The 19,318-nt window shown below is 69.6% G+C and carries 19 protein-coding genes; 8 read left to right on the top strand and 11 right to left on the bottom strand.

Features of this window, described 5'->3' with window-relative positions:
* Window positions 1-93 precede the first annotated feature (93 nt).
* Window positions 94-918 (bottom strand): fumarylacetoacetate hydrolase family protein, encoded by an 825-nt coding sequence (locus ACWCRB_RS15270; protein ID WP_450996495.1) that lies wholly within the window; start codon window positions 916-918, stop codon window positions 94-96.
* Between the two features lie 138 nt (window positions 919-1,056).
* Here ACWCRB_RS15270 and ACWCRB_RS15275 point away from each other — a divergent pair, with 138 nt between their 5' ends.
* Window positions 1,057-2,088 (top strand): LacI family DNA-binding transcriptional regulator, encoded by a 1,032-nt coding sequence (locus ACWCRB_RS15275; protein ID WP_450996496.1) that lies wholly within the window; start codon window positions 1,057-1,059, stop codon window positions 2,086-2,088.
* A gap of 82 nt (window positions 2,089-2,170) precedes the next feature.
* Here ACWCRB_RS15275 and ACWCRB_RS15280 read toward each other — a convergent pair whose 3' ends face one another.
* Complete coding sequence (locus ACWCRB_RS15280) at window positions 2,171-2,764, bottom strand: NADPH-dependent FMN reductase (RefSeq protein WP_450996497.1); 594 nt, start codon at window positions 2,762-2,764, stop codon at window positions 2,171-2,173.
* A gap of 376 nt (window positions 2,765-3,140) precedes the next feature.
* Between ACWCRB_RS15280 and eno the strand changes: the two genes are divergently transcribed.
* The 7 genes from eno to ACWCRB_RS15315 all read left to right on the top strand — a co-directional run bounded on the left by eno (window position 3,141) and on the right by ACWCRB_RS15315 (window position 9,575).
* Window positions 3,141-4,451: a phosphopyruvate hydratase gene (gene eno / locus ACWCRB_RS15285; RefSeq protein ID WP_450996498.1), complete on the top strand. Its 1,311-nt coding sequence runs from the start codon at window positions 3,141-3,143 to the stop codon at window positions 4,449-4,451.
* Between the two features lie 75 nt (window positions 4,452-4,526).
* Window positions 4,527-5,531 carry a VOC family protein gene (locus tag ACWCRB_RS15290; RefSeq protein ID WP_450996499.1) on the top strand — a complete coding sequence of 335 codons (1,005 nt, stop codon included), beginning with the start codon at window positions 4,527-4,529 and terminating at the stop codon, window positions 5,529-5,531.
* A 24-nt stretch (window positions 5,532-5,555) separates the two neighbouring features.
* Entirely contained in the window at window positions 5,556-6,107 is a 552-nt protein-coding gene (locus ACWCRB_RS15295; RefSeq protein ID WP_450996500.1) for a carboxymuconolactone decarboxylase family protein, read from the top strand.
* A 59-nt stretch (window positions 6,108-6,166) separates the two neighbouring features.
* Window positions 6,167-7,273: an alcohol dehydrogenase catalytic domain-containing protein gene (locus tag ACWCRB_RS15300; RefSeq protein WP_450996501.1), complete on the top strand. Its 1,107-nt coding sequence runs from the start codon at window positions 6,167-6,169 to the stop codon at window positions 7,271-7,273.
* A 65-nt stretch (window positions 7,274-7,338) separates the two neighbouring features.
* A complete protein-coding gene (locus tag ACWCRB_RS15305) occupies window positions 7,339-8,298 on the top strand; it encodes a LysR substrate-binding domain-containing protein (RefSeq protein ID WP_450996502.1) in 960 nt (319 codons plus the stop codon).
* Window positions 8,299-8,346: 48 nt separating this feature from the next.
* On the top strand, window positions 8,347-9,213 hold the full coding sequence (locus ACWCRB_RS15310) for a 3-hydroxybutyryl-CoA dehydrogenase (protein WP_450996503.1): 867 nt from the start codon (window positions 8,347-8,349) through the stop codon (window positions 9,211-9,213).
* 83 nt (window positions 9,214-9,296) lie between these two features.
* Entirely contained in the window at window positions 9,297-9,575 is a 279-nt protein-coding gene (locus tag ACWCRB_RS15315; RefSeq protein WP_450996504.1) for a hypothetical protein, read from the top strand.
* A 46-nt stretch (window positions 9,576-9,621) separates the two neighbouring features.
* Here ACWCRB_RS15315 and ACWCRB_RS15320 read toward each other — a convergent pair whose 3' ends face one another.
* From ACWCRB_RS15320 to ACWCRB_RS15360, 9 genes are all read right to left on the bottom strand, one after another.
* A complete protein-coding gene (locus tag ACWCRB_RS15320; protein ID WP_450996505.1) occupies window positions 9,622-10,800 on the bottom strand; it encodes an acyl-CoA dehydrogenase family protein in 1,179 nt (392 codons plus the stop codon).
* Between the two features lie 82 nt (window positions 10,801-10,882).
* On the bottom strand, window positions 10,883-12,103 hold the full coding sequence (locus ACWCRB_RS15325) for a CaiB/BaiF CoA transferase family protein (protein WP_450996506.1): 1,221 nt from the start codon (window positions 12,101-12,103) through the stop codon (window positions 10,883-10,885).
* 59 nt (window positions 12,104-12,162) lie between these two features.
* Window positions 12,163-12,582, bottom strand: a complete 420-nt coding sequence (locus tag ACWCRB_RS15330) for a Zn-ribbon domain-containing OB-fold protein (protein ID WP_450996507.1) — start codon at window positions 12,580-12,582, stop codon at window positions 12,163-12,165.
* 90 nt (window positions 12,583-12,672) lie between these two features.
* Window positions 12,673-13,389: a sigma-70 family RNA polymerase sigma factor gene (locus ACWCRB_RS15335; protein WP_450996508.1), complete on the bottom strand. Its 717-nt coding sequence runs from the start codon at window positions 13,387-13,389 to the stop codon at window positions 12,673-12,675.
* The gene (locus ACWCRB_RS15340; RefSeq protein ID WP_450996509.1) at window positions 13,386-14,975 is read right to left on the bottom strand and encodes an ATP-binding cassette domain-containing protein; all 1,590 of its coding nucleotides are present in this window, start codon (window positions 14,973-14,975) and stop codon (window positions 13,386-13,388) included. Before ACWCRB_RS15340 ends, ACWCRB_RS15335 begins: the two co-directional genes overlap by 4 nt.
* A complete protein-coding gene (locus ACWCRB_RS15345; protein WP_450996510.1) occupies window positions 14,972-16,669 on the bottom strand; it encodes an ABC transporter ATP-binding protein/permease in 1,698 nt (565 codons plus the stop codon). The genes ACWCRB_RS15340 and ACWCRB_RS15345 overlap by 4 nt, the downstream gene beginning before the upstream one ends.
* Window positions 16,656-16,886 carry a hypothetical protein gene (locus ACWCRB_RS15350; RefSeq protein ID WP_450996511.1) on the bottom strand — a complete coding sequence of 77 codons (231 nt, stop codon included), beginning with the start codon at window positions 16,884-16,886 and terminating at the stop codon, window positions 16,656-16,658. Before ACWCRB_RS15350 ends, ACWCRB_RS15345 begins: the two co-directional genes overlap by 14 nt.
* Window positions 16,883-17,884 (bottom strand): cytochrome d ubiquinol oxidase subunit II, encoded by a 1,002-nt coding sequence (locus ACWCRB_RS15355; RefSeq protein ID WP_450996512.1) that lies wholly within the window; start codon window positions 17,882-17,884, stop codon window positions 16,883-16,885. The genes ACWCRB_RS15350 and ACWCRB_RS15355 overlap by 4 nt, the downstream gene beginning before the upstream one ends.
* The gene (locus tag ACWCRB_RS15360) at window positions 17,881-19,299 is read right to left on the bottom strand and encodes a cytochrome ubiquinol oxidase subunit I (RefSeq protein WP_450996513.1); all 1,419 of its coding nucleotides are present in this window, start codon (window positions 19,297-19,299) and stop codon (window positions 17,881-17,883) included. Before ACWCRB_RS15360 ends, ACWCRB_RS15355 begins: the two co-directional genes overlap by 4 nt.
* Window positions 19,300-19,318 lie beyond the last annotated feature (19 nt).

Here is a 19,318-nt window from a genome sequence, read left to right on the forward strand (position 1 = left end):
GCCACGGTGTTGGCCAATCTGGGGTTCGCGGCGACGATCGTCCCGGCCGGGTGGGCAGACCCCTGTGCGAGTTCGTCCGGCGGACGTCCGGGGTCAGCGGCTCTCGGCCACGACCGGATTGCGCAGAACGCCGATGCCCTCGATCTCCACCTCGACCTCGTCCCCGGGACGGATCGGTCCGACGCCGGCGGGCGTGCCGGTCATGATCGCGTCGCCGGGCAGCAGCGTCAGATACCGGCTGAGATAGCTGACGATGTCGGGAACGGCGAGCAGCAGGTCGGCGGTGCTCGCCGACTGCATGACGGTGCCGTTCACACGGGTCGTCAACGACAGTCCCGAGGGGTCGAGTCCGGTCACGACGACCGGCCCGAGGGGAGCGAAGGTGTCCTGCCCCTTTCCGATGAGAAGCGTTCCGAACGCGCTCTCCTTGCGCTGGACGATGCGGTCGCTCACGTCATTGCCGCACGTATAGCCGAGGATGTACTCATGGGCCTCGGAGGGTTTCACATGACGGGCTTCCTTTCCGATGACGACGACCAACTCGCCCTCGAAATGGATCAGTTCGCCGTCTGCCGGATAGACGATGGCGTCACCCGGTCCAATCACCGCGGTACTCGGCTTCATGAAACACACGGGAACTTCCGGAACCTCACGGTCGGTCTCGTCGATGTGTGAGGCGTAGTTGTAGGCGAAACCGAATACGCGGGGCCTATCCAGCGGCGCGAGAACGACAACGTCGCCGATTTCGTCGACATGCCCCGTGGGGGACAGTCCAGTGAAGGGGTCACCCTCGAATCTCGCGATCCTGGTCCCACCGGCTTCGAGTTCTCCGTAGTGACGTACCCCGCCGACGGCATACCTGACGATCCGCACGGACACCTCCGCAACTAGGCAGCCACGGGCGGCTGCACGGCCCATCCAGCAGTGCTAACGTTAGCATAAAGGTGATGATCGACCCGTCGCCCCGCTTCGCCGACCACTGAGCGCAACGAGAGCGCTATCGTTGGCACACAGAAAGTGACCGCAGCGGGATCAGTCAGCTCAAGGGGGCCTTACGTGATCACGACCAGGGACATCGCCGAACGCCTCGGAATCTCCGTCTCGACGGTCGGCCGGGCACTCTCCGACGATGCCCGCATCAGCGAGGAGACCAAGTTCCGGGTCCGCCAGGCCGCTTCCGAGATGGGCTACGTCGGCAACCGCGCCGCCCGGATGATGCGCGGCGCGTCCAGCAACGTGGTCGCGCTGGTCATCCCGGACATCCGCAACAGCTTCTACTCGACGATCGCGCACGAGCTCTCCAAGAACATGGAGGCCGAGGGCTTCCAGCTGATGCTCTCGGAGACCGACGACGACCGACTGGTGGAGCTGAGCCACCTGCGCGAACTGTCCGCCAACCGCGTCGCCGGCGTCATCATCGTGCCGACCGCTCGCCCGCACAGCGAGTCGGTCAAACTGCTCAAGGCCGTACCGCACCTTCAGTTGCTGCGCCGCCACCCGTCGCTCGGTGCCCAGTGGTTCGGCGTGGACGACCACGAGGCGCTGCGCCGGGCCACGGCCCATCTGGTGGCGCTGGGCCACACCCGGATCGCATACCTGGGCGGGCCCGAGGAACTGCCCACGGGCGCGGAGCGTCTGCGCGGTTTCCGCAGCGCCCTGAGCGAAGGCGGTCTGCCGGACGACGCCGGGCGTGCGGAGCTGGGGCCGCCGTCGTCCGTGGACCACGGGCGCGAGGTGGTGCGCCGACTGCTGAGAGGTCCGGACACGCCGACCGGTCTGGTGCTGGGATCGATCCAGCTCACTCTGGGAGTGCTGGAGGAGTTGTCCGCGCAGGGTGTGAAGGTGCCCGGGGAACTGTCCGTGGTCGGCTTCGGGGACGAGCCGGGGTTCTCCTGGTGGGGTCCCGGACTCACCACGACCGGTCTGCCGATCCAGGAGATGGCCACCGGCTGCGCGCTGTGGCTGATGCGCCGGCTCAAGACCAAGCCGGGCGACGACGGCCCGTACACATCGGTCTCCCCCGGATCACTGGTCCTGCGCGGCAGCACGGCACCGCCTGGCGGAAAGGCCCCGTCCAGGTCCGTCTGAACCAGGAGCGGCCTCACCCACACACACCGAGGGCGCCCGGAGCACATCACTCCGGGCGCCCTCGAACACCTGCACCGCCGGGTCAGTACGTCCCGCCGCGCAGTCGTTGCATGACGCGGGCGGTGCGTGCGAGTTCGTCGAGGACCTGCTCGGCGGCGGCCTCGTGCACCTTGCCGGGCCTGAAGTCGCCGTCCTCGACGAGTTGACCGACGAACGGGATGCTCACGGTCGGACCGATCGGCAGCATCCTGAGGTTCGCCACGACCTGCTTGCCCATCTGCACGGCCCGGGTTCCCGCCGAGACGCCTCCGTAGCTGACGAACCCGGCCGGCTTGTGGTGCCACTCCACGGCGAGGTAGTCCCACGCGTTCTTCAACGGGGCGGGGAAGCCACCGTTGTACTCCGGAGTGACGAAGACGAACGCGTCCGACGCCTCGACGATCCGGCTCCATTCGCGGGTGTGGCTCTTCGTGTACTGCCGCAGGGCGGGTGGATGCGGCTCGTCGAAGAAGGGGAGAGCGAGTTCGTGCAGGTCGACGATGTGCGACTCGAACTGGTCGCACTCCGCGGCCCGGCCGGTGAACCAGTCCGCGACGGATCTGCCCACCCGTCCGGGGCGAGTACTGGCCACAACGGTGGTGAGGGTCATGGGCACCGGGGAGGGCTGGGCGGTCATGGCGGGTCGCTTTCCTGTCGGCCGGGATCAGGCCCGGCGAACCCACGCCTCCTGTGCTGTCCGTCCGTCCAGGAGAGCGTGGGTCCGCCGGAGTCTCTGCCGGAGCAGTCCGGATTGTGCGAACGATAGCACTCGTACCCCGACGGGCCAAGAGACGTCAGCGATCACGCGGGGCCAGCAGATCGGAGGGCCGCACACCTCTTGACAGAGACGCCACCGCTTTGCACGATTGCGCTATCGATAGCACTCCGGAGCCGCAGCGGACGAGCCGAACGAGCAACCCTCGTCACCTCCCTTTCGCTTTCTCCCTCTCGTTCGCGCCCGTACGCCTCCGGCTGCGGGGGCACCCGTCCGAACTCCGAAAGGTCGCACCGCAATGACAGACGCGCGGATCGCCAAGCTTCACGGCCGCAGGGTGTGGGACTCACGCGGTCGTCCGACCGTCGAGGTCGAGGTACGCCTCGCGGACGGCGCGATCGGGCGGTCCATCGCCCCGGCGGGAGCCTCGACGGGCCAGGGCGAGGCACTCGACCTGCGCGACGGCGGCAGCCGCTTCGGCGGCCTCGACGTCCGGCGGGCGGTGGGCTCGGTGAACCACGAGATCGCGCCCGCCCTCCTGGAGCGCGACGCGGCCGACCAGGAGGCCGTCGACCGGCTCCTGGTGGACCTCGACGGAACCCCCGACCGCAGCCGGCTCGGCGGCAACGCGCTCGTGGCCACGTCGATGGCGGTCCTGCACGCCGGCGCCGCGTCGGCGGGCGTACCCCTGTGGCAGCACCTGGCGGGCGGACGCCCGGTCCGCATCCCCCTCCCCGAGATCCAGATCTTCGGCGGCGGCGCCCACGCGGACCGCCGCGTCGACGTCCAGGACTTCATGGTGGTCTGCCCCGCAGCGCGGAGCTTCTCCGAAGCCCTGGACTGGACGGCCGAGATCTACCGGGCCGCCGGCGGTCTGATGCGGCAGGCAGGCAAAGCACAGGGGGTCGCCGACGAAGGCGGCTTCTGGCCGGCGTTCGACTCCAACGAGGAGGCCCTGGAGACGCTGACCCGGGCGATCGACAGCGCGGGCTTCGCTCCCTCGACGCAGGTCGGCATCTCGCTGGACGTCGCGGCCTCGCAGTTCGGCAGCGGCGGGCGGTACACGCTGGCCCTGGACGACCGCACACTGGACACCACCGCGCTGATCGACATGCTCGGCAGTTGGATCGAGCAGTATCCGATCCTGTCCGTCGAGGATCCGGTGGGCGAGGACGACCACGAGGGCATGCTGGAGTTCACCCGGCGCTACGGCCACCGCTGTCAGGTCATCGGCGACGACTACCTGGTCACGAACGCCAAGCGGGTCGAAGCCGCGGCCACCAACGGGGCGACGAACGCCGTGCTCGTCAAGCCGAACCAGGCCGGCACGGTCACCGAGGCGTTCCAGGCGCTGCGGGCCGGGAAGGAAGCCGGCTTCGGCACGATCGTCTCGGCGCGTTCCGGGGAGACCGAGGACGTCACGATCGCCCACCTCAGCGTCGGCTGGGACGCGGGCCAGCTCAAGGTGGGCTCGTTCACCCGCTCCGAGCGCATGGCCAAGTGGAACGAGGTTCTGCGGATCGAGGAATCCCTCGGTGAATCCGCGGAATTCAGCGGCTGGTCCGCCTTCACATTCGCCGGATCCGGGGCCTCCACGACCAATCCGTAGAACGGCCGCACGGCATTACAGTCATCGAAGTCGCAGTCATCGAATTCCAGAGCCGATCCGAGCACGGAGACCAGCATGCTGCCACCCGTCAATCTGCGCCCGAGTTTCAATATCACCCGCTCCAGTCACGTGCGTCTCACGGTCGCCGATCTGGCCGAGAGCCGGAACTTCTACGTGAACGTGCTGGGGCTGGTCGTCAGCGACGAGGACGAGCGCACCTGCTATCTGCGCGGCCTGGCCGAAGCCTGCCACCACAGCCTCGTCCTGGAGCTGGACGAGGAGGGTGCGGGCCGGTGCGGGAGGATCGGCTTCCGGGTGTTCTTCGACGAGGACCTCGACCTCGCGTACGCCTGGTTCCGCGAGCGGGGACTGCCCGCCGAGTGGGTCGACGTCCCGTACCAGGGCCGTACCCTGCACGTCAGCGACCCCATCGGCACGCCGCTCGAACTGTGCGCGCACATGGAGACCCGGCCGCGGCTGCACATCGACTTCGAGCGGTACAAGGGTGCCCACGCGCAGCGGTTGGACCACTTCCAGACCTTCGCGCCCGACACCTACGAGCTGTGCGCGTTCTACGGCGAACTCGGCTTCCGCAACTCGGAGTACCTGGAACACGGCGACAAGCTGCTGGGCGCGTTCATGTACCGCAAGGGCACCTGTCTGGACCTCGCGATCGTCGAGAACACCGGGCCCGCCCTGCACCACTTCGCCTACACCGTCTCCGAGAGCCACGACATCTTCGCCGCCTGCGACTGGGCGGGCATCCAGGGCTACGGCGACGGCGTGGAGCGGGGCCCCGGGCGGCACGGTCCGGGCGGGATGCTCTTCGCCTACCTCCGCGACCCCGACGGACACCGGGTGGAGGTCTTCAACAGCCACTACCAGACGATCGACACCGAGATCGAGCCGGTGCGCTGGGACGCGGCATCGCTGAGCACCAACGCCCGCTGGGGCCTCCCGGCCCTGGAGAAGTGGTACTTCGAGGCGTCACCCTTCGTCGGCGTGCCCCAGATCCCGCCGGCCGAGCCGCCGAAGCCCATGTCGCTCGAACGGTTCCTGCTCGAACAGTCCGCGCACTGACCTTCCGTACTCCCAGGAGTGACCATGGCACGAGTTCCCTATCTGCAGCGCGAGGACGCGGATCCCTCGCAGAAGCCCCTGTACGACCGGCTGGAAGCCGAGCGCAAGGTGCCGACGGCGAACATCTTCCTCGCCCTGACCAACGCGCCGACCCAGCTGGACGCCTTTCTGACCTACGCCAACTCGCTGCGGGCCGCCGACCTCAGCCCCAGGCTGCGCGAACTGGCGATCCTGACCGTGGGGTACGCGACCCGGTCGGCGTACGAGGTGGCGCACCACCAGTCGCACGGGCTGAAGGCCGGGCTCACCGGGCAACAGCTCGCGGCGGTGGCCGACTTCGAGTCGTCCGAGCTGTTCGACGCCACGGAGAAGGCGGTGATGCGGCTCGCGAAGGAGTCCACGCTCCACGTCGACGTCTCGGAGGAGACATGGCGTGCCGCCGCCGACCGGCTGACGGACAAGCAGATGGTCGAACTGTCGTTGTCCATTGCCTGGTACAACTCCGGCGTCCGCATCATGGGGCTGCTGGACATCGACCTCGAAGACAATTACCCGCATCCTTTCCCGAATTCGTAGGGAATTTTTGACATCTCCGCCCGGGCCGCTGGGACGGAGCGGTTTCAAGGAGTATTTCAATGGCGAAAATGCTCGCTGCACGACTGCACGCACTCGGTGAGCCGATGTCCGTGGACACGATCGACAGACCCAGCCCACGACCGACCGATGTGCTGGTGCGGGTCAAGGCGTGCGGGATCGTGCCGAACATGGCCAACGTGATCAACAACTGGCCGACCTGGTTCCCGCACCAGCCGTTGCCGAAGTTCCCCGCCGTCTTCGGTCTGGACGCCGCGGGCGTGGTCGAGCAGGTCGGCGAGGCGGTGCTGAACACCAAGCCGGGCGACCGGGTGTACGTCAACCCCCTGCGTGGGTGCGGGAGTTGCCAGGTGTGCCGGGGCGGTGAACTGAGCCGGTGCCGCTACTTCACCCTGAACGGCTACTTCAGCACTTCCCGTGACGGCCAGCGGATCTTCGACCTGTACCCCTACGGCGGCTTCGCGGAGTACATGACCGCCCCGCAGTACTCGATCGTCAACATCCCGGACAACATGACGTTCGAGCAGGCCGGCAAACTGGGCTACATCGGCACCTCCTACGGCGCCCTCAAGAACGCCGCGGCAAGCCCCGGCCAGGTCGCCCTCATCGACGGGATCACGGGAACCCTCGGTGTCGCCTCCACCGTGCTCGCGCTGGCCTCCGGTGCCTCCCGGATCCTCGGGACCGGCCGCAACGAGGAACTCCTCAAGCGCGTCAAGGAACTCGCCCCGGATCGCATCGAGGTCTTCCGGCTGGGCGACGGCTCCACCGGTGGGTGGGCGAAGTCCCGCACCGGCGGCGAAGGCGCGGACTACGTGATCAGCGCCCTGGGCGCCAAGGCGCCCGTGGAGACAATGCTCGACTCCATGCAGGGCGTCCGGCGGGGCGGCAGGGTGGTCAACGTCGGCGGTGTGGCCGACCGGCTGCCCGTGGACGTCAAGTGGCTCATGGACGAGCAGGTCCAGCTGATCGGCTCCAACTGGTTCAGCACCGCGCAGGGGCAGGAACTCGCCGACATGGTGGCCACGGGCGCCCTGGACCTGTCCTATCTGCAGGCCAAGCCGTTCCCTCTGTCCAGGGTCAACGAAGCGATCTCCGGACTCACGGACCGCGACGGCGGATTCAGCAACTACGTCGTCATCCCCTGAGGACATTCCCTCAAGACCCGTACTCACCCCGCGGCGGACCTGTCCTGCCCCGACACCGCCGCGGGGTGTCCATCCCACCGGCCGTGCACGCGGCCGGTGCACCCGGCAGGACGGAGGAGCCGGTGGAACTGCGCTGGCTGGAAACGTACGTCACCGTCGCGGAGGAACTGCACTTCGCCCGCGCGGCGGACCGGCTGCACCTGGCTCCCTCGGCGCTCAGCGCCCAGGTCAGGGCACTGGAGTCGCACCTGGGGGTCCGTCTGATCGACCGCGGACGACGCACCCGCCCGGCTCTCACCGGCGCCGGTCAGCTGTTCCTCGAAGAGGCACGGCTGACCCTCGCGCAGGCCGCCCGGGCGGAGGCGGTGGGCCGGCGTGCCGGTCGCGGGGAACTGGGGCACGCCGAGATCGCCTACGTGGCCTCCGCCGCCTTCTCCGGTGTGCTGACCGACGTCCTCACCCGGTGCGCGGCCCTCGACACCCATCTCACCGTGCAGGTGCGCGAGTTGGAGACACCGGCCCAGTTGGAGGCCCTGTCCTGCGGGGACGTCGACGTCGGCTTCCTGCGCTGGCGGCCGGAGTACCCGGCCGGGATCACGGCCACCTGTCTGCTCACCGAGGATGTCGTCCTGGCGCTGCCGGACGGCGCACCGCTGGCGGCGTACGAGACGGTGCCGGCGGCGGAGCTGCGCCACGAGCGGTTCGTGGCGCCGCACTTCGACGAGGAGTACGGCTGCCGCGACCAGATCCTGGAGGTGGCGGAGCGGGGCGGCTTCAGCCCTCAGTACGCGCCTCCGGTACGGGACTTCATCGCCGCGCTCACTCTGGTGGGTGGCGGTCTCGCCGTGGCGCTGGTGCCGGACTCGCTGCGCCGCGTACGGATACCGGGCGTCGCCTACCGCCCGCTGGCCGACGTACCGCTGACCACCCGGCTGGTGGGCGCGTACCGCAGGGGCGAGACCTCGCCTGCGGTACGCGGTGTGATCCGGCGTCTGCGGGCGACGTCCACGACCGCCGTCGCCTGACACAGCCGTGCCCCAGCAACGACGAACAGACGCATGGTGGAGGAACACATGACATCGATCAAGCACGTGGGAGTCGTCGGCGCCGGGCAGATGGGCCGGGGCATCACGGAGGTCTGCGCCCGGGCCGGGCTGCACGTCACGTTGTGCGACGTGACCGAGGACCGGGCCCGTGCGGGACTGGCGGGCGTGGCGGACTCCCTGCTCAAGGCGGAGAAGCGCGAAACCATCACCTCGCAGGACCGCGCCCATGCCCTGGCCGGGGTGTCGGTCACCGCCGACCTCTCCCGCCTGTCCGGGGCGGACCTGGTCATCGAGGCGGCCGTGGAGGACGAGCGGGCCAAGACCGCGCTGTTCCGGCAGCTGGACGACGTGGTCGCCGACCCGGCAGCCGTACTGGCCAGCAACACCTCCTCGATCCCCATCGCCCGGCTCGCGGCCGCGACCCGGAGGCCGGAAGCGGTGGTCGGGCTGCACTTCTTCAACCCGGTCCCCGTCATGCCGCTGGTCGAGGTGATCCCGTCGCTGCGGACCTCGAAGGCCACGGAGCTGCGCGTGCGTGACTTCGTGGGCGAGGTCCTGGGCAAGAAGACGGTCCTGGCGCAGGACCGCGCCGGCTTCGTCGTCAACTCCCTCCTGGTTCCCTACCTGTTGGCAGCGGTGCGGATGGTGGGCTCCGGCACGGCGACGGCGGAGGACATCGACACGGGGATGACGGCGGGCTGCGCCCACCCGATGGGCCCGCTGCGCCTCGCCGATCTGATCGGCCTGGACACCGTGGCCGCGATAGGCGAGGCGTTGTACGAGGAGTACAAGGAACCGCTGTACGCCCCTCCCCCGCTGCTGCGCCGCATGGTCGAGTCGGGGCTGCTGGGCCGCAAGTCGGGACAGGGGTTCTTCAGTTACCGGGCGGCCTGAGAACCCCAAGGCCGTCGTGGAACGACGAGCGACCTCCAGTTAGGCTCAGAAGATCGTTGTTCACAGACCGCTATGAGGGGGCCATGGCCGTCACCTACTTGATGCTCGCGCGGCTACCTGAAGGGGGCTTGGGTGCCTTCGACGCTTATGAAAGCGCTGTTCTGCCGCTCCTTGCCGAGTACGGCGGGCGTCTTGAGCGCCGACTTCGCACTCTGGACGATCGGGTCGAGGCCCACCTCATAACTTTTCCCGGCAGCGAGGATCTCGCTGCCTACCGGGCGGATCCCCGGCGCTCTGCCGCTGCACCGCTGCTGGAGTCGTCCGGGGCAGCGGTCGAACTGCTCGCGGTGCGCGACGTTTAGACGGCCTCTTCCGCGGCGCGCTCGTCGGTCTCGTCCGCCTGGGTGGTCAGCGGAACGCCGGGTGTCCGGTGATCGCCTGACCGACGACGAGCGTGTGCATCTCGCTGGTGCCTTCGTAGGTCATGACGGACTCCAGGTTGTTGGCGTGGCGCAGCGGTGAGTACTCCAGGGAGATGCCGCCCGCGCCGAGGACGGTGCGGCACTCCCGTGCGATGGCGATCGCTTCGCGGACGTTGTTCAGCTTGCCGACGCTGATCTGCTCGGGCCGGATGCGGTGCTGGTCCTTGAGCCGGCCCAGGTGGACGGCGAGCAGTGCGGAGTTGCCCAGGGCCACGGTCATGTCGGTGAGCTTCTTCTGGGTGAGCTGGAAGGCGCTGATCGGTTTGTCGAACTGGACGCGGGAGTCGGCGTACTCGATGGCCGCCTGGAGCGAGTCGCGGGCGGCGCCGACCGCGCCGAACAGGATGCCGAAGCGGGCCTCGTTCAGACAGGACAGCGGTCCGCGCAGGCCCTCCGCGTGCGGGAGCCGTGCCGAGTCGGGCAGCCGTACGTTGTCGAAGTACAGCTCCGAGGTGACGGACGCGCGCAGCGACATCTTCTGCTTGATGTCCTGCGTGGTGAAGCCGGGCGTGCCGCGTGGGACGAGGAAGCCGCGGATGCCGTCCTCGGTCTGTGCCCAGACGGTGGCCACGTCGGCGATACCGCCGTTGGTGATCCACATCTTGGAGCCGCTCAGGATCCAGTCGTCGCCGTCGCGGACGGCCCTGGTGCGCATCCCCGAGGGGTTGCTGCCGAAGTCGGGCTCGGTCAGGCCGAAGCAGCCGATCGCCTCACCGGCGGCGAGCCGGGGCAGCCACTCCTGCTTCTGCTCCTCCGAGCCCCACTTCCAGATGGAGAACATCGACAGCGAGCCCTGCACCGAGACGAAGCTGCGGAAGCCCGAGTCCGCCGCCTCCAGCTCCATGCACGCGAGGCCATAGCTGACCGCGTTCGTCCCGGCACAGCCGTAGCCCTCCAGGTGCATGCCCAGCACGCCCAACTTGCCGAGTTCAGGGGCGAGTTCGCGGGCGAAGTGCGCGTTCTCGAACCACTCGCCGATGTGCGGGCGCACCCGGTCGGCGAGGAACTTGGCCACGGTGGCCTGGATCTCGCGTTCCTCGTCGGTGAGGGTGGAGGAGAAGTCGAGCAGGTCGAGGGGGTCCTTCATCGGCTTGGCGCCGCTCATCGTGAGCTCCTGGGGGTTGTGGTGATCGGTTCGGTTGTGGCAGCTGCACGGGGAACGGCCGGGTGACCGTTCTTCCCGGCGCTCAGGTGTGGTCGGAAACGCGGTGGAGGATCTCCGTGGTGTGCTGGCCCAGGCGCGGCGGCGGCAGACGGTACTGCGCCGGCGTGCCGCTCAGTGCGATGGGGTTCGCGATCTGGCGGGCGTGCTTGCCGACACCTCCGTCGACGGCTGCGGCGGGGATGTCGACGATGCCGGGGAGACCGAGCTTGTGGGCGAAGGCGAATGCCTCGTCGAGGGTGTTGACCGGTCCGGCGGGCACCCCCGCGGCCAGCAGGACGGCCGACCAGTGGTCGGCTCCGGCCGCTCCCAGCCGTTCGCTGAGGATGTCCCGGAGGGCGGCGCGGTGGACGACCCGGTCGGCGTTGGTGCGGAAGCGGTCGTCGGCCGCGAGACCGGGGTCCCCGACGGCCTCGGCGAGCGCCACGAACTGCCGGTCGTTGCCCACCGCGAGCGCGATCGGACGATCGGCGGCCGGGAAGGTCTCGTACGGGGCGATGCTCGGGTGCGCGTTGCCCATACGGCCCGGAACCACACCGGCGACGGCGAACGCCGACGCCTGGTTGACCATGGCCGACAGCAGCGAACCGAGCAGGTTCACCTCCACGTGCTGTCCCTCGCCGGTGGCGTCCCGGTGCCGGAGGGCCGCGAGGACGCCGAGCGAGGCGTGCAGGCCGGTGATCACGTCGACCAGGGCCACGCCCGCCTTCACCGGCTCCCCGCCCGTGTCCCCGGTGACGCTCATCAGCCCGCCGACGGCCTGGACGAGCAGGTCGTATCCGGGGATCGCCGCGCCCGCGCCGCTGCCGAAGCCGCTGATCGAGCAGTAGACCAATCCCGGTTGCCGGGCCCGGAGTTCGCGAGGGCCGAGCCCGAGCCGTTCCATCGTGCCGGGACGGAAGTTCTCGACCAGCACGTCGCACTCGGCGACCAGGGCGCGGGCCTGTTCGAGGCCGGCGTCGGTCGTGAGGTCCAGGACGACGGACTTCTTGTTCCGGTTGACGCTCAGGAAGTACGTCGACGTGCCGTCGTCGTCGGTCGGCGGGTACCAGGCCCGGGTGTCGTCCCCGATGCCCGGCCGTTCCACCTTCACCACATCGGCGCCGAGATCGGCGAGGAGCATGGTGGCGTAGGGCCCCGCGAGAACCCGGGAGAAGTCGGCGATACGCAGCCCCTCCAGCGCGCCATGCCCGGCTCCGTCGGGAACGGCGGTCCATCCGTCCGACGCGTCGTGCTGGGTGTCCACGCCCCGTCCTCTCTGATCGTCCTGCGTGCGCGAGGTGGCTGCGTCTCGGCCGGTTCCCGTCACCACCGGCGCCCCAGAGGCCGTGTCGGGCGGGCGAGCTCAACAAGGGGCAGGCCCTGGCCGGTGGGGGCGACGGACCGTACGACACTCACCCTCGCCCCCACCGCGACCACGACCGGCGCCGTCCCGGTGACCTGGCAGAGCAGGTTGAAGCCCTCGTCCATCGCGACGAACCAGGTGTTGTGCGGGGCATGGCCGTTGCGGCGCACGACGACACCGGAGCCCTCGCTTCGCTCCCGTTTGAAGGCCATGGAGCCGCAGGAACGGCAGTACGGGCGGCGATAGGCCGGAGTGCCGCACCACAGGCAGCGCTGGAAGAGGAGTTCCCGGCCGGCCGCGGGTGTGTCGGGCGCGGCTGCGGCAGCCGTGTCGCGGTCTTCTCCCGCCTCGGTGTGTTCGCGGGTGTCCGTCTGAAGCATCACGGCCTCCTGTACGCAGTCCGGTGACCGGAAACGAGTGGTCGGGATCCGATGTGGCTCCATCACCCTGGCCCTGTTGCGGAGCGCCGGTCAACGACGTGCTGACGCATCTTTGTGCGCGGAAAACGCTCTGTTCGCTGAGGTCGGAGCGGGTTTCCCGGCGCTACTCTCCCTGTGCGGCGCCGAGACGAGGCCGTGCTCGCAGGCGTAACCCTGCAGCAGTGAGCGCAGTCGGCCGCGTCCCCGGTGCAGTCGGGACAGCACCGTGCCGAGGGGGGTCCGCATGATGTCGGCGATCTCCCGAACGGTGAAGCCCTCGACGTCGAAGAGGTATACGACGATGCGGAAGTTCTCGGGGATGGCCCGCAGCGCCGCTTCGACGTCCGCGTCGGGCAGGTGGTCGAGCACCTCGGATTCGGCCGAACGCAGCCCCGTGGACGTGTGCGACTCGGCGCGGGCCAGCTGTCGGTCCGTCGGCTCCACCGTGTCGTCGTACTGCGGCCGACGCCGTTGGCTGCGGCGGGAGTTGAGGAAGGTGGTCGTGAGGATGCGGTACAGCCATGCCTTGAGATTCGTCCCCTCGCGGAACTGGTGGAACGAGGTGTAGGCCTTGGCGTACGTCTCCTGGACGAGGTCCTCGGCGTCGGCCGGACGGCCGGTCATGCGCAGGGCGGCCGAATAGAGTCCGTCGAGGAACGCGAGGGCCGGTTCGAAGCGGGCCTGGTGCTCCGCATCGGACCGCGTCGGGACCTGTGCCTCTCGGACAGTGTTCTGGGCGGCTCCGGAGAGGGCTCGGGTTGTGGTCATGACGCCTCCTGGGAGGTGTGGTCGAGCGACAGCCGGGTCAGGTGTCCGGCCGGCTCAAGGCAGGCCGGTACGTCGTGCAGGGCGAGGACGACGGTGGTGTCGGGCAGGTTCGTGAGGATCCCGAGTACATGGCGGGCGGTCCGGTCGTCCAGGCCCGTGGTGGGTTCGTCGACGATCAGTACGTGCGGGTGGCGGGCCAGGGCCCGGCCCAGGTAGACCCGGCGCAGCTCCCCGCCGGAGAGCTGTCTCCCGCCGGGGCCGACAGGGGTTGTGGCGGTCAGTCCGCTGTCGTTCAGGCGTAGTTGGGCTAGGCGTTCGTCGACCTCGTCGTCGGTCAGGGCGGCGTCGGAGAGGCGCCAGTTGGATCCGAGGGTGCCGGTGAAGAGGTGGTCGTCGGCGGCGACGGACACGACGGCGGGCCGGCCGTCGCGGTCTTCGGCCGCTTGCCTCAGCGACGAGGCGAGGGCTCGGAGCAGAGTGCTCTTGCCGCTGCCGGAGCGGCCGGTGACGACGAGCATCGCGCCCCGGGTGACGGTGGCCCCGAGGACACGCCCGGGCCGGAGAGCCATCGGCGGAAGGGGGTGGTCGGCGAAGCCGATGCCCTGCTCGGTGGACCATGACCGTAGCCCCGGAACGGCGGTGTCGCCCACGGTGATCGGCGCGCCGGCCGTGAGCCTGTGGTGTGCGGCCTTCGCAGCGGCTCGGGCTTCAGCGGCGGCCGCCAGTTGCTCGGCCTGGGCCAGTACGCCGAGGGACAGCAGAGCGACCAGCACGAACGTGGGGGCGTCCGGTGCGCTGTCGACGGCGGCCGTGACGGTCAGCGTGACCGTGCCGATCAGGCCGGTGGCCAGCGTGGTCCGGTGCCTTCGCCGGCCGGAGGATTCCCGCACGACGTCGAGTCGGGTGAACCTCGCCGTCGTACGCGCCGCCAGCTGCTCGGCGGCGCCGAGCGATGCCAGCTCCGTCCAGGCGTCGACGGCGGTGACGACTTCGGCGCGCAGCGCCTTCCGAGTGTGCTGCTCGGTTTCGCGCGCGGTGCCGGGCGTACGGTGGGCGATCGCCGCCATGACGACGACACCGGCCGCGAGTACGGCGGCCGGTACGAGGGACGTGGACACCGCGACGGCGAGGACGGTGCCGACGGTCAACGCGGCGGTGACGGTGACGGGGGTTGTGAACTCGATCAGTGCCATCCCGGCGCTGTCGGCGTCGGCCATGCTGCGGTCGAGCAGTTCTCCCGACCACAGGCCGTCCGCCTGTGCCCGGTCGGCGCCTGCGGCACGGTCGAACAGGCCGGCCCGAGCGGTGGCGACCCGGCGCAGAGCGGCGGCGTGCAGGACCAGGCGCTTGCTGTAGTTGCCGGCGACGCGGGCCAGGGCGAACGCGCGCACACCGCCGCTGGGAGCGATGTAGGAGAAGGAGCTGACGGTGGCCGCCCCGGCGACGGCACAGGCGCTGATGAACCAGCCCGAGAGCCCGAGCAGTCCGACGGTGGACAGTTCGGCGACGACCGCGAGCACCAACCCGCCCGCCGCGAGGGAACGCGCCCTCCCACCACGGTTGTCCGGGCTACGGCTGCTGCTCATCGCGCGTTCACCGGCCTCGCGTCGTGCAGGAGGCCGTCGTCGATCGCGAGCACGGTGTCGGCGGCCGCGGCCAGCGGGAAGGAGTGGGTGGCGATGACGACGGTGCAGCCGTCGGTGGCCCGTCGCAGGGCGTCGACGACCTCGAGTTCGCTGTCCGCGTCGAGGTGGGCGGTCGGCTCGTCGAGCAGCCAGAGCCGGGCTCCGCGCAGAAAGGCACGGGCGATGGCGATCCGGCGGGCCTCACCGGTCGACACACCCCAACCGCCCTCACCGAGACGGGTGTTGAGTCCCTCGGGGAGGCCCTCGATCACGGCGCTCAGCCCGGCGGCATCGACGGCCCTGCGGATCTGTTGCTCGGTGGCCTCCGGGCGGCCGAGGCGGATGTTGTCGCGGACGGTCGCGTCGAGCAGCACGGTCTGCTGTCCGACCCAGGCGCATCCGCCGAGCGCCGGCACCTGCCGTACGGACGAGGTCTGCCACCGGACCGAGCCGGCCGACGGCCGACGCAGGCCGGCCATCAACGACAGCAGCGTGCTCTTTCCGGAGCCGGAGGCACCGGTGATCACGGTCCAGGTGCCCGGTGCGAACTCGGCGTCGGCACTGACGGTGTCGTGGTCGGCGTCGCCATAGCGGAACCGGACGTCTGTCAGCGACACGCCGACCGGCTCGGTCAGCGGCGGACAGGCCGCCGGAATCACCTCGGCGGGGGTGTCCTCGACGATGCCGCGAATGACGCCGGCCGCGACCGTCGCGCGTTCCCGCTGGTGGAAGGCGGCGGCCCTGGCACGCATCGGGGCGAAGTACATCGGGCACACCAGCAGCACCAGCAGACCGGTGAACAGGTCGAGGTGTGGCGCGTACGGCACCTGCACATAGCCGAGCAGCGACAGGCCGATGTAGGTGGCGTTCACCGCGATGGAGAACGTGATGACGATGTCCATGATCATTCCGGACAGGAAGGCGCGGCGCAGCACGCTCATCGTCGCCTTGTTCAGCTGCTCGGCGGCCGTGGTCAGGGTTCGGCCGCGTCGGCCGACCGCGCCCAGTTCGCGCAGCGTCCGCATGCCGCGGAAGCTGTCGAGGACGACGGCGTTCAGGTGCCGGGTCGCGGCCGCCTGCCGGTCCGCGCCGTGCTGCGCGAACAGGCCCGCCAGGCGCATGTTGAGGGGCAGCAGCGCGGTGGTCAGGACCAGCACGATCGCGGCCGGCCAGTGCACCGCGGCCGTGACCGCCAGTGCGGCGAGCATGGACAGCGGTGCCGACCGACGCACGGGTGTGGTCTGCGCGTGGAAGTCCGCGACGTCGTCGGCGAGATCGACCATCGCCCACGCGGCCTCCGCCGGACCGGTTTCGCTGGTCCGCCCGGCGGTCGGCAGCAGAGCACCCGTCAACTGCCGCCGCAGTCCGGCCGCGACGGCACGTGCGCCCCGCGCCGCGAGCGTGTCGGCCGTCCAGCCCGCGGCCACCGCCGGCACGCTCGTGACGGCGAAGGCCACGAGGCCCCATGTCTCGTGCGCCGCGGCCCGGTCCATCACTGCCTGGGCCGTCCATGCCAGGGCGCCCCAGCGGGTGATCGTGAACAGCGTCTCCAGTGTCCGGAGAGTGCCCGACAGGCGGAACCAATGCCGTCCCGGCGCGGCGCACACGGCGAGCCAGGCGCTGTCGTTCTTCTCGTTCATCTCATTCGTCGTCATGGGGGCGCCGCTCGTCGACGATCCACACGATGCCACCGGTCAGAGCGATGGCGATCATGCCCAGGGTGGTCAGCAGCTGCGAGTGGATCTGCGCGTAGCCACCGAACATCCCCTGGCAGACGAAGTAGGCGAGCAGGCCCAGCACGGTCCAGACGACCGCGGCGAGCAGTCGCAGCACGGCACGAACCGGCGTGGGAAGCGAGCTTCGGGTGGTCATGAGTGCGCTCCCGCGGTGTCGGGCTTTCCGGCGAAGGCCCGGTGGGCGAACACGTTGTAGGCCAGCACCAGCGGCATGTTCAGGCCGATGCCCACAAGGATGAAGACCATCGTGGAGTGCGGGCCGGCCGCGCTGTCGACCGTGAGGCCCGGTGGTAGGAGCACCGGGTAGCGGGCGACGCCCAGGGCGAGGAACACGGACACCGTCGCGATCACGAGCCCGCCGAGCGGCAGGGTGTCCGCCGCCCCGGACTGCCGCTTCCACGGAAACGTGACGAGTGAGGCGGCCGCTCCCCCGGCGGCGAACAACAACAGGACGGCGAACGCGAAGGCGCGCCCCGGGCTGTCGAGGTTCAGCGGCGCCCCGGTGGTGTCGACAGTGACGAGGACGAGAACCAGCAGCACTCCCCCGGCCACCGTGGCGACCGCACCCCGTCGTCCCGCCGACTCCCGCAGCGGCCCCGACGACTTGTGCTTGGTGTAGGCGTAGCCGAGAGCGGTGTACGCGGCCGTGACCGCGAGCCCCGACAGCACACAGAACCAGCTGAAGGCCCCGAAGGCCGACCCGGTGTACACGTCACCCCGCAGATGTACCGCCGAGGTCAGGGTCCCCAGGACGAAGCCCTGCGCGAACGCGGCCAGCAACGACGCCACGCCGAAGGCGGTCGTCCAGCGGGGCGCCGGTGGCGCCTGGGACGCCATCTCGACACTGACACCGCGCACGATCAGGGAGAACAGCATCACGGTCATCGGCAGGTAGGCGTGCGGCAGGAGTGTGCCGAAGGCCAGGGGGAAGCCCGCCCAGAGCGCGACGCCGAGCAGGATGAGCCAGGTCTCGTTGCCGTCCCAGCCCACCGCGACGGACTCCAGCATGTGCCGCCGGTGTGCGGGGTCGCGTTCGAAGAGGGTGGCGACGCCGACTCCGAGGTCGTAACCGTCCAGCACGACGTACATCAGGAGACAGGCGAGGACGGTCGCCGCCCAGAGGGTGGTGGTCATCGCGCCGCCACCTCCCGGGAGCCGATCTGTACGGGAAGCTCAAGCGGTACGCCGTCCTTGGCGAGGCCGGTGTCCGGCAGGTTCTCCGGTGGAGTCTCCCGCCCGGGGTCGTCGCGTTCCGGGCCGATGCGCATGGTGCGGACGATGTAGACGACGTAGGCCACCAGCATGATCAGGTAGAGCGCGGAGAAGCCGATCACCGAGAACAGGACTTCGCCGGGCGCCAGCCGGGACACCGCGGCCGAGGTGCGGAGCTGCCCGAACACGATCCACGGCTGACGTCCCGCTTCCGCGGTGACCCAGCCCCCGAGGATGGCGAGGATCCCCACCGGAGTCGTCCAGAGGACGAACCGGTGGAAGCGACGCGCGGTCCACAGGCGGTTGCGCATACGCAGGACCGTGGCGGCGAACGCCGTGCCGAACATCAGCACCGCCGCCAGGAACATGACGCGGAAGCCCCAGAAGGTCGCGGCCATGTCGGGCCGGTCGACGGCCGGGGTGAGCTTCAGGCCGGGCATGGCCGTCTTGCAGCTGAGGTCTTTGGCTATGTAGCTGCCGAGGCACGGAATGTCGAGCTCGGCGATGTTCCGCGCGGCCTGCTGGTCCGGGACGGAGAACAGGACGAAGCCGGTGTTCCCGTTGCCCCAGTTCCCCTCGATCGCCTCCAACTTCGAGAGCTGATACGGCAGTTCATGCCCGGCCACACCGTCACCCAGGTACAGCTGAACGGGCATCAGCAGCGCGGCGATCCCGAGCGCGATGGACATCGAGCGGCGGGCGAAGCCCTTCGCGCGGCCCTTGACGAGGTACCAGGCCGAGATCCCGGCGACGAAGAAGCTCGCCGAGATCAGCACGGCGGCCAGCATGTGCGGCCAGCGCCAGATGAACGACGGGTTGAAGATGACACGCATCCAGTCCGTGGGCTCGAACTGGCCGTGGACGACCTTGAATCCTGCGGGTGTCTGCATCCACGAGTTCGCCGCGATGATCCAGGTGGACGACAGGACGGTGCCGACCGACACCATCACGGTGGACAGGAACATGGTGCCCTTGCGGACGCGGCCGTCGCCGTAGAGCAGGACGCCGATGAAGCCGGCCTCGACGAAGAAGGCCGTCACGACCTCCATGCCGATGATCGGCCCGATGATCGGGCCCGTCCTCGCGCCGTACACGCCCCAGTTGAGACCCATCTGGAAGGTGATGACGGCGCCGGCGACCACGCCGATCGCGAAGCCGACGGCGAAGATGCGCCGCCAGAACCGGAACATCTGCAGATAGACCGCCCTGCCGGTACGCCAGTACAGGCCGTAGACGACCGCCAGGAAGATCGACAGGCCGACGGTGATCGCCGGGAAGGTCATGTGGAACATGACGGTGATGGCGAACTGCCATCGCGACAAGTCGAGAAGACTCATCACTGCTCCCTTACGAGAG

It is taken from the genome of Streptomyces sp. NPDC002156 (genome assembly GCF_053593675.1).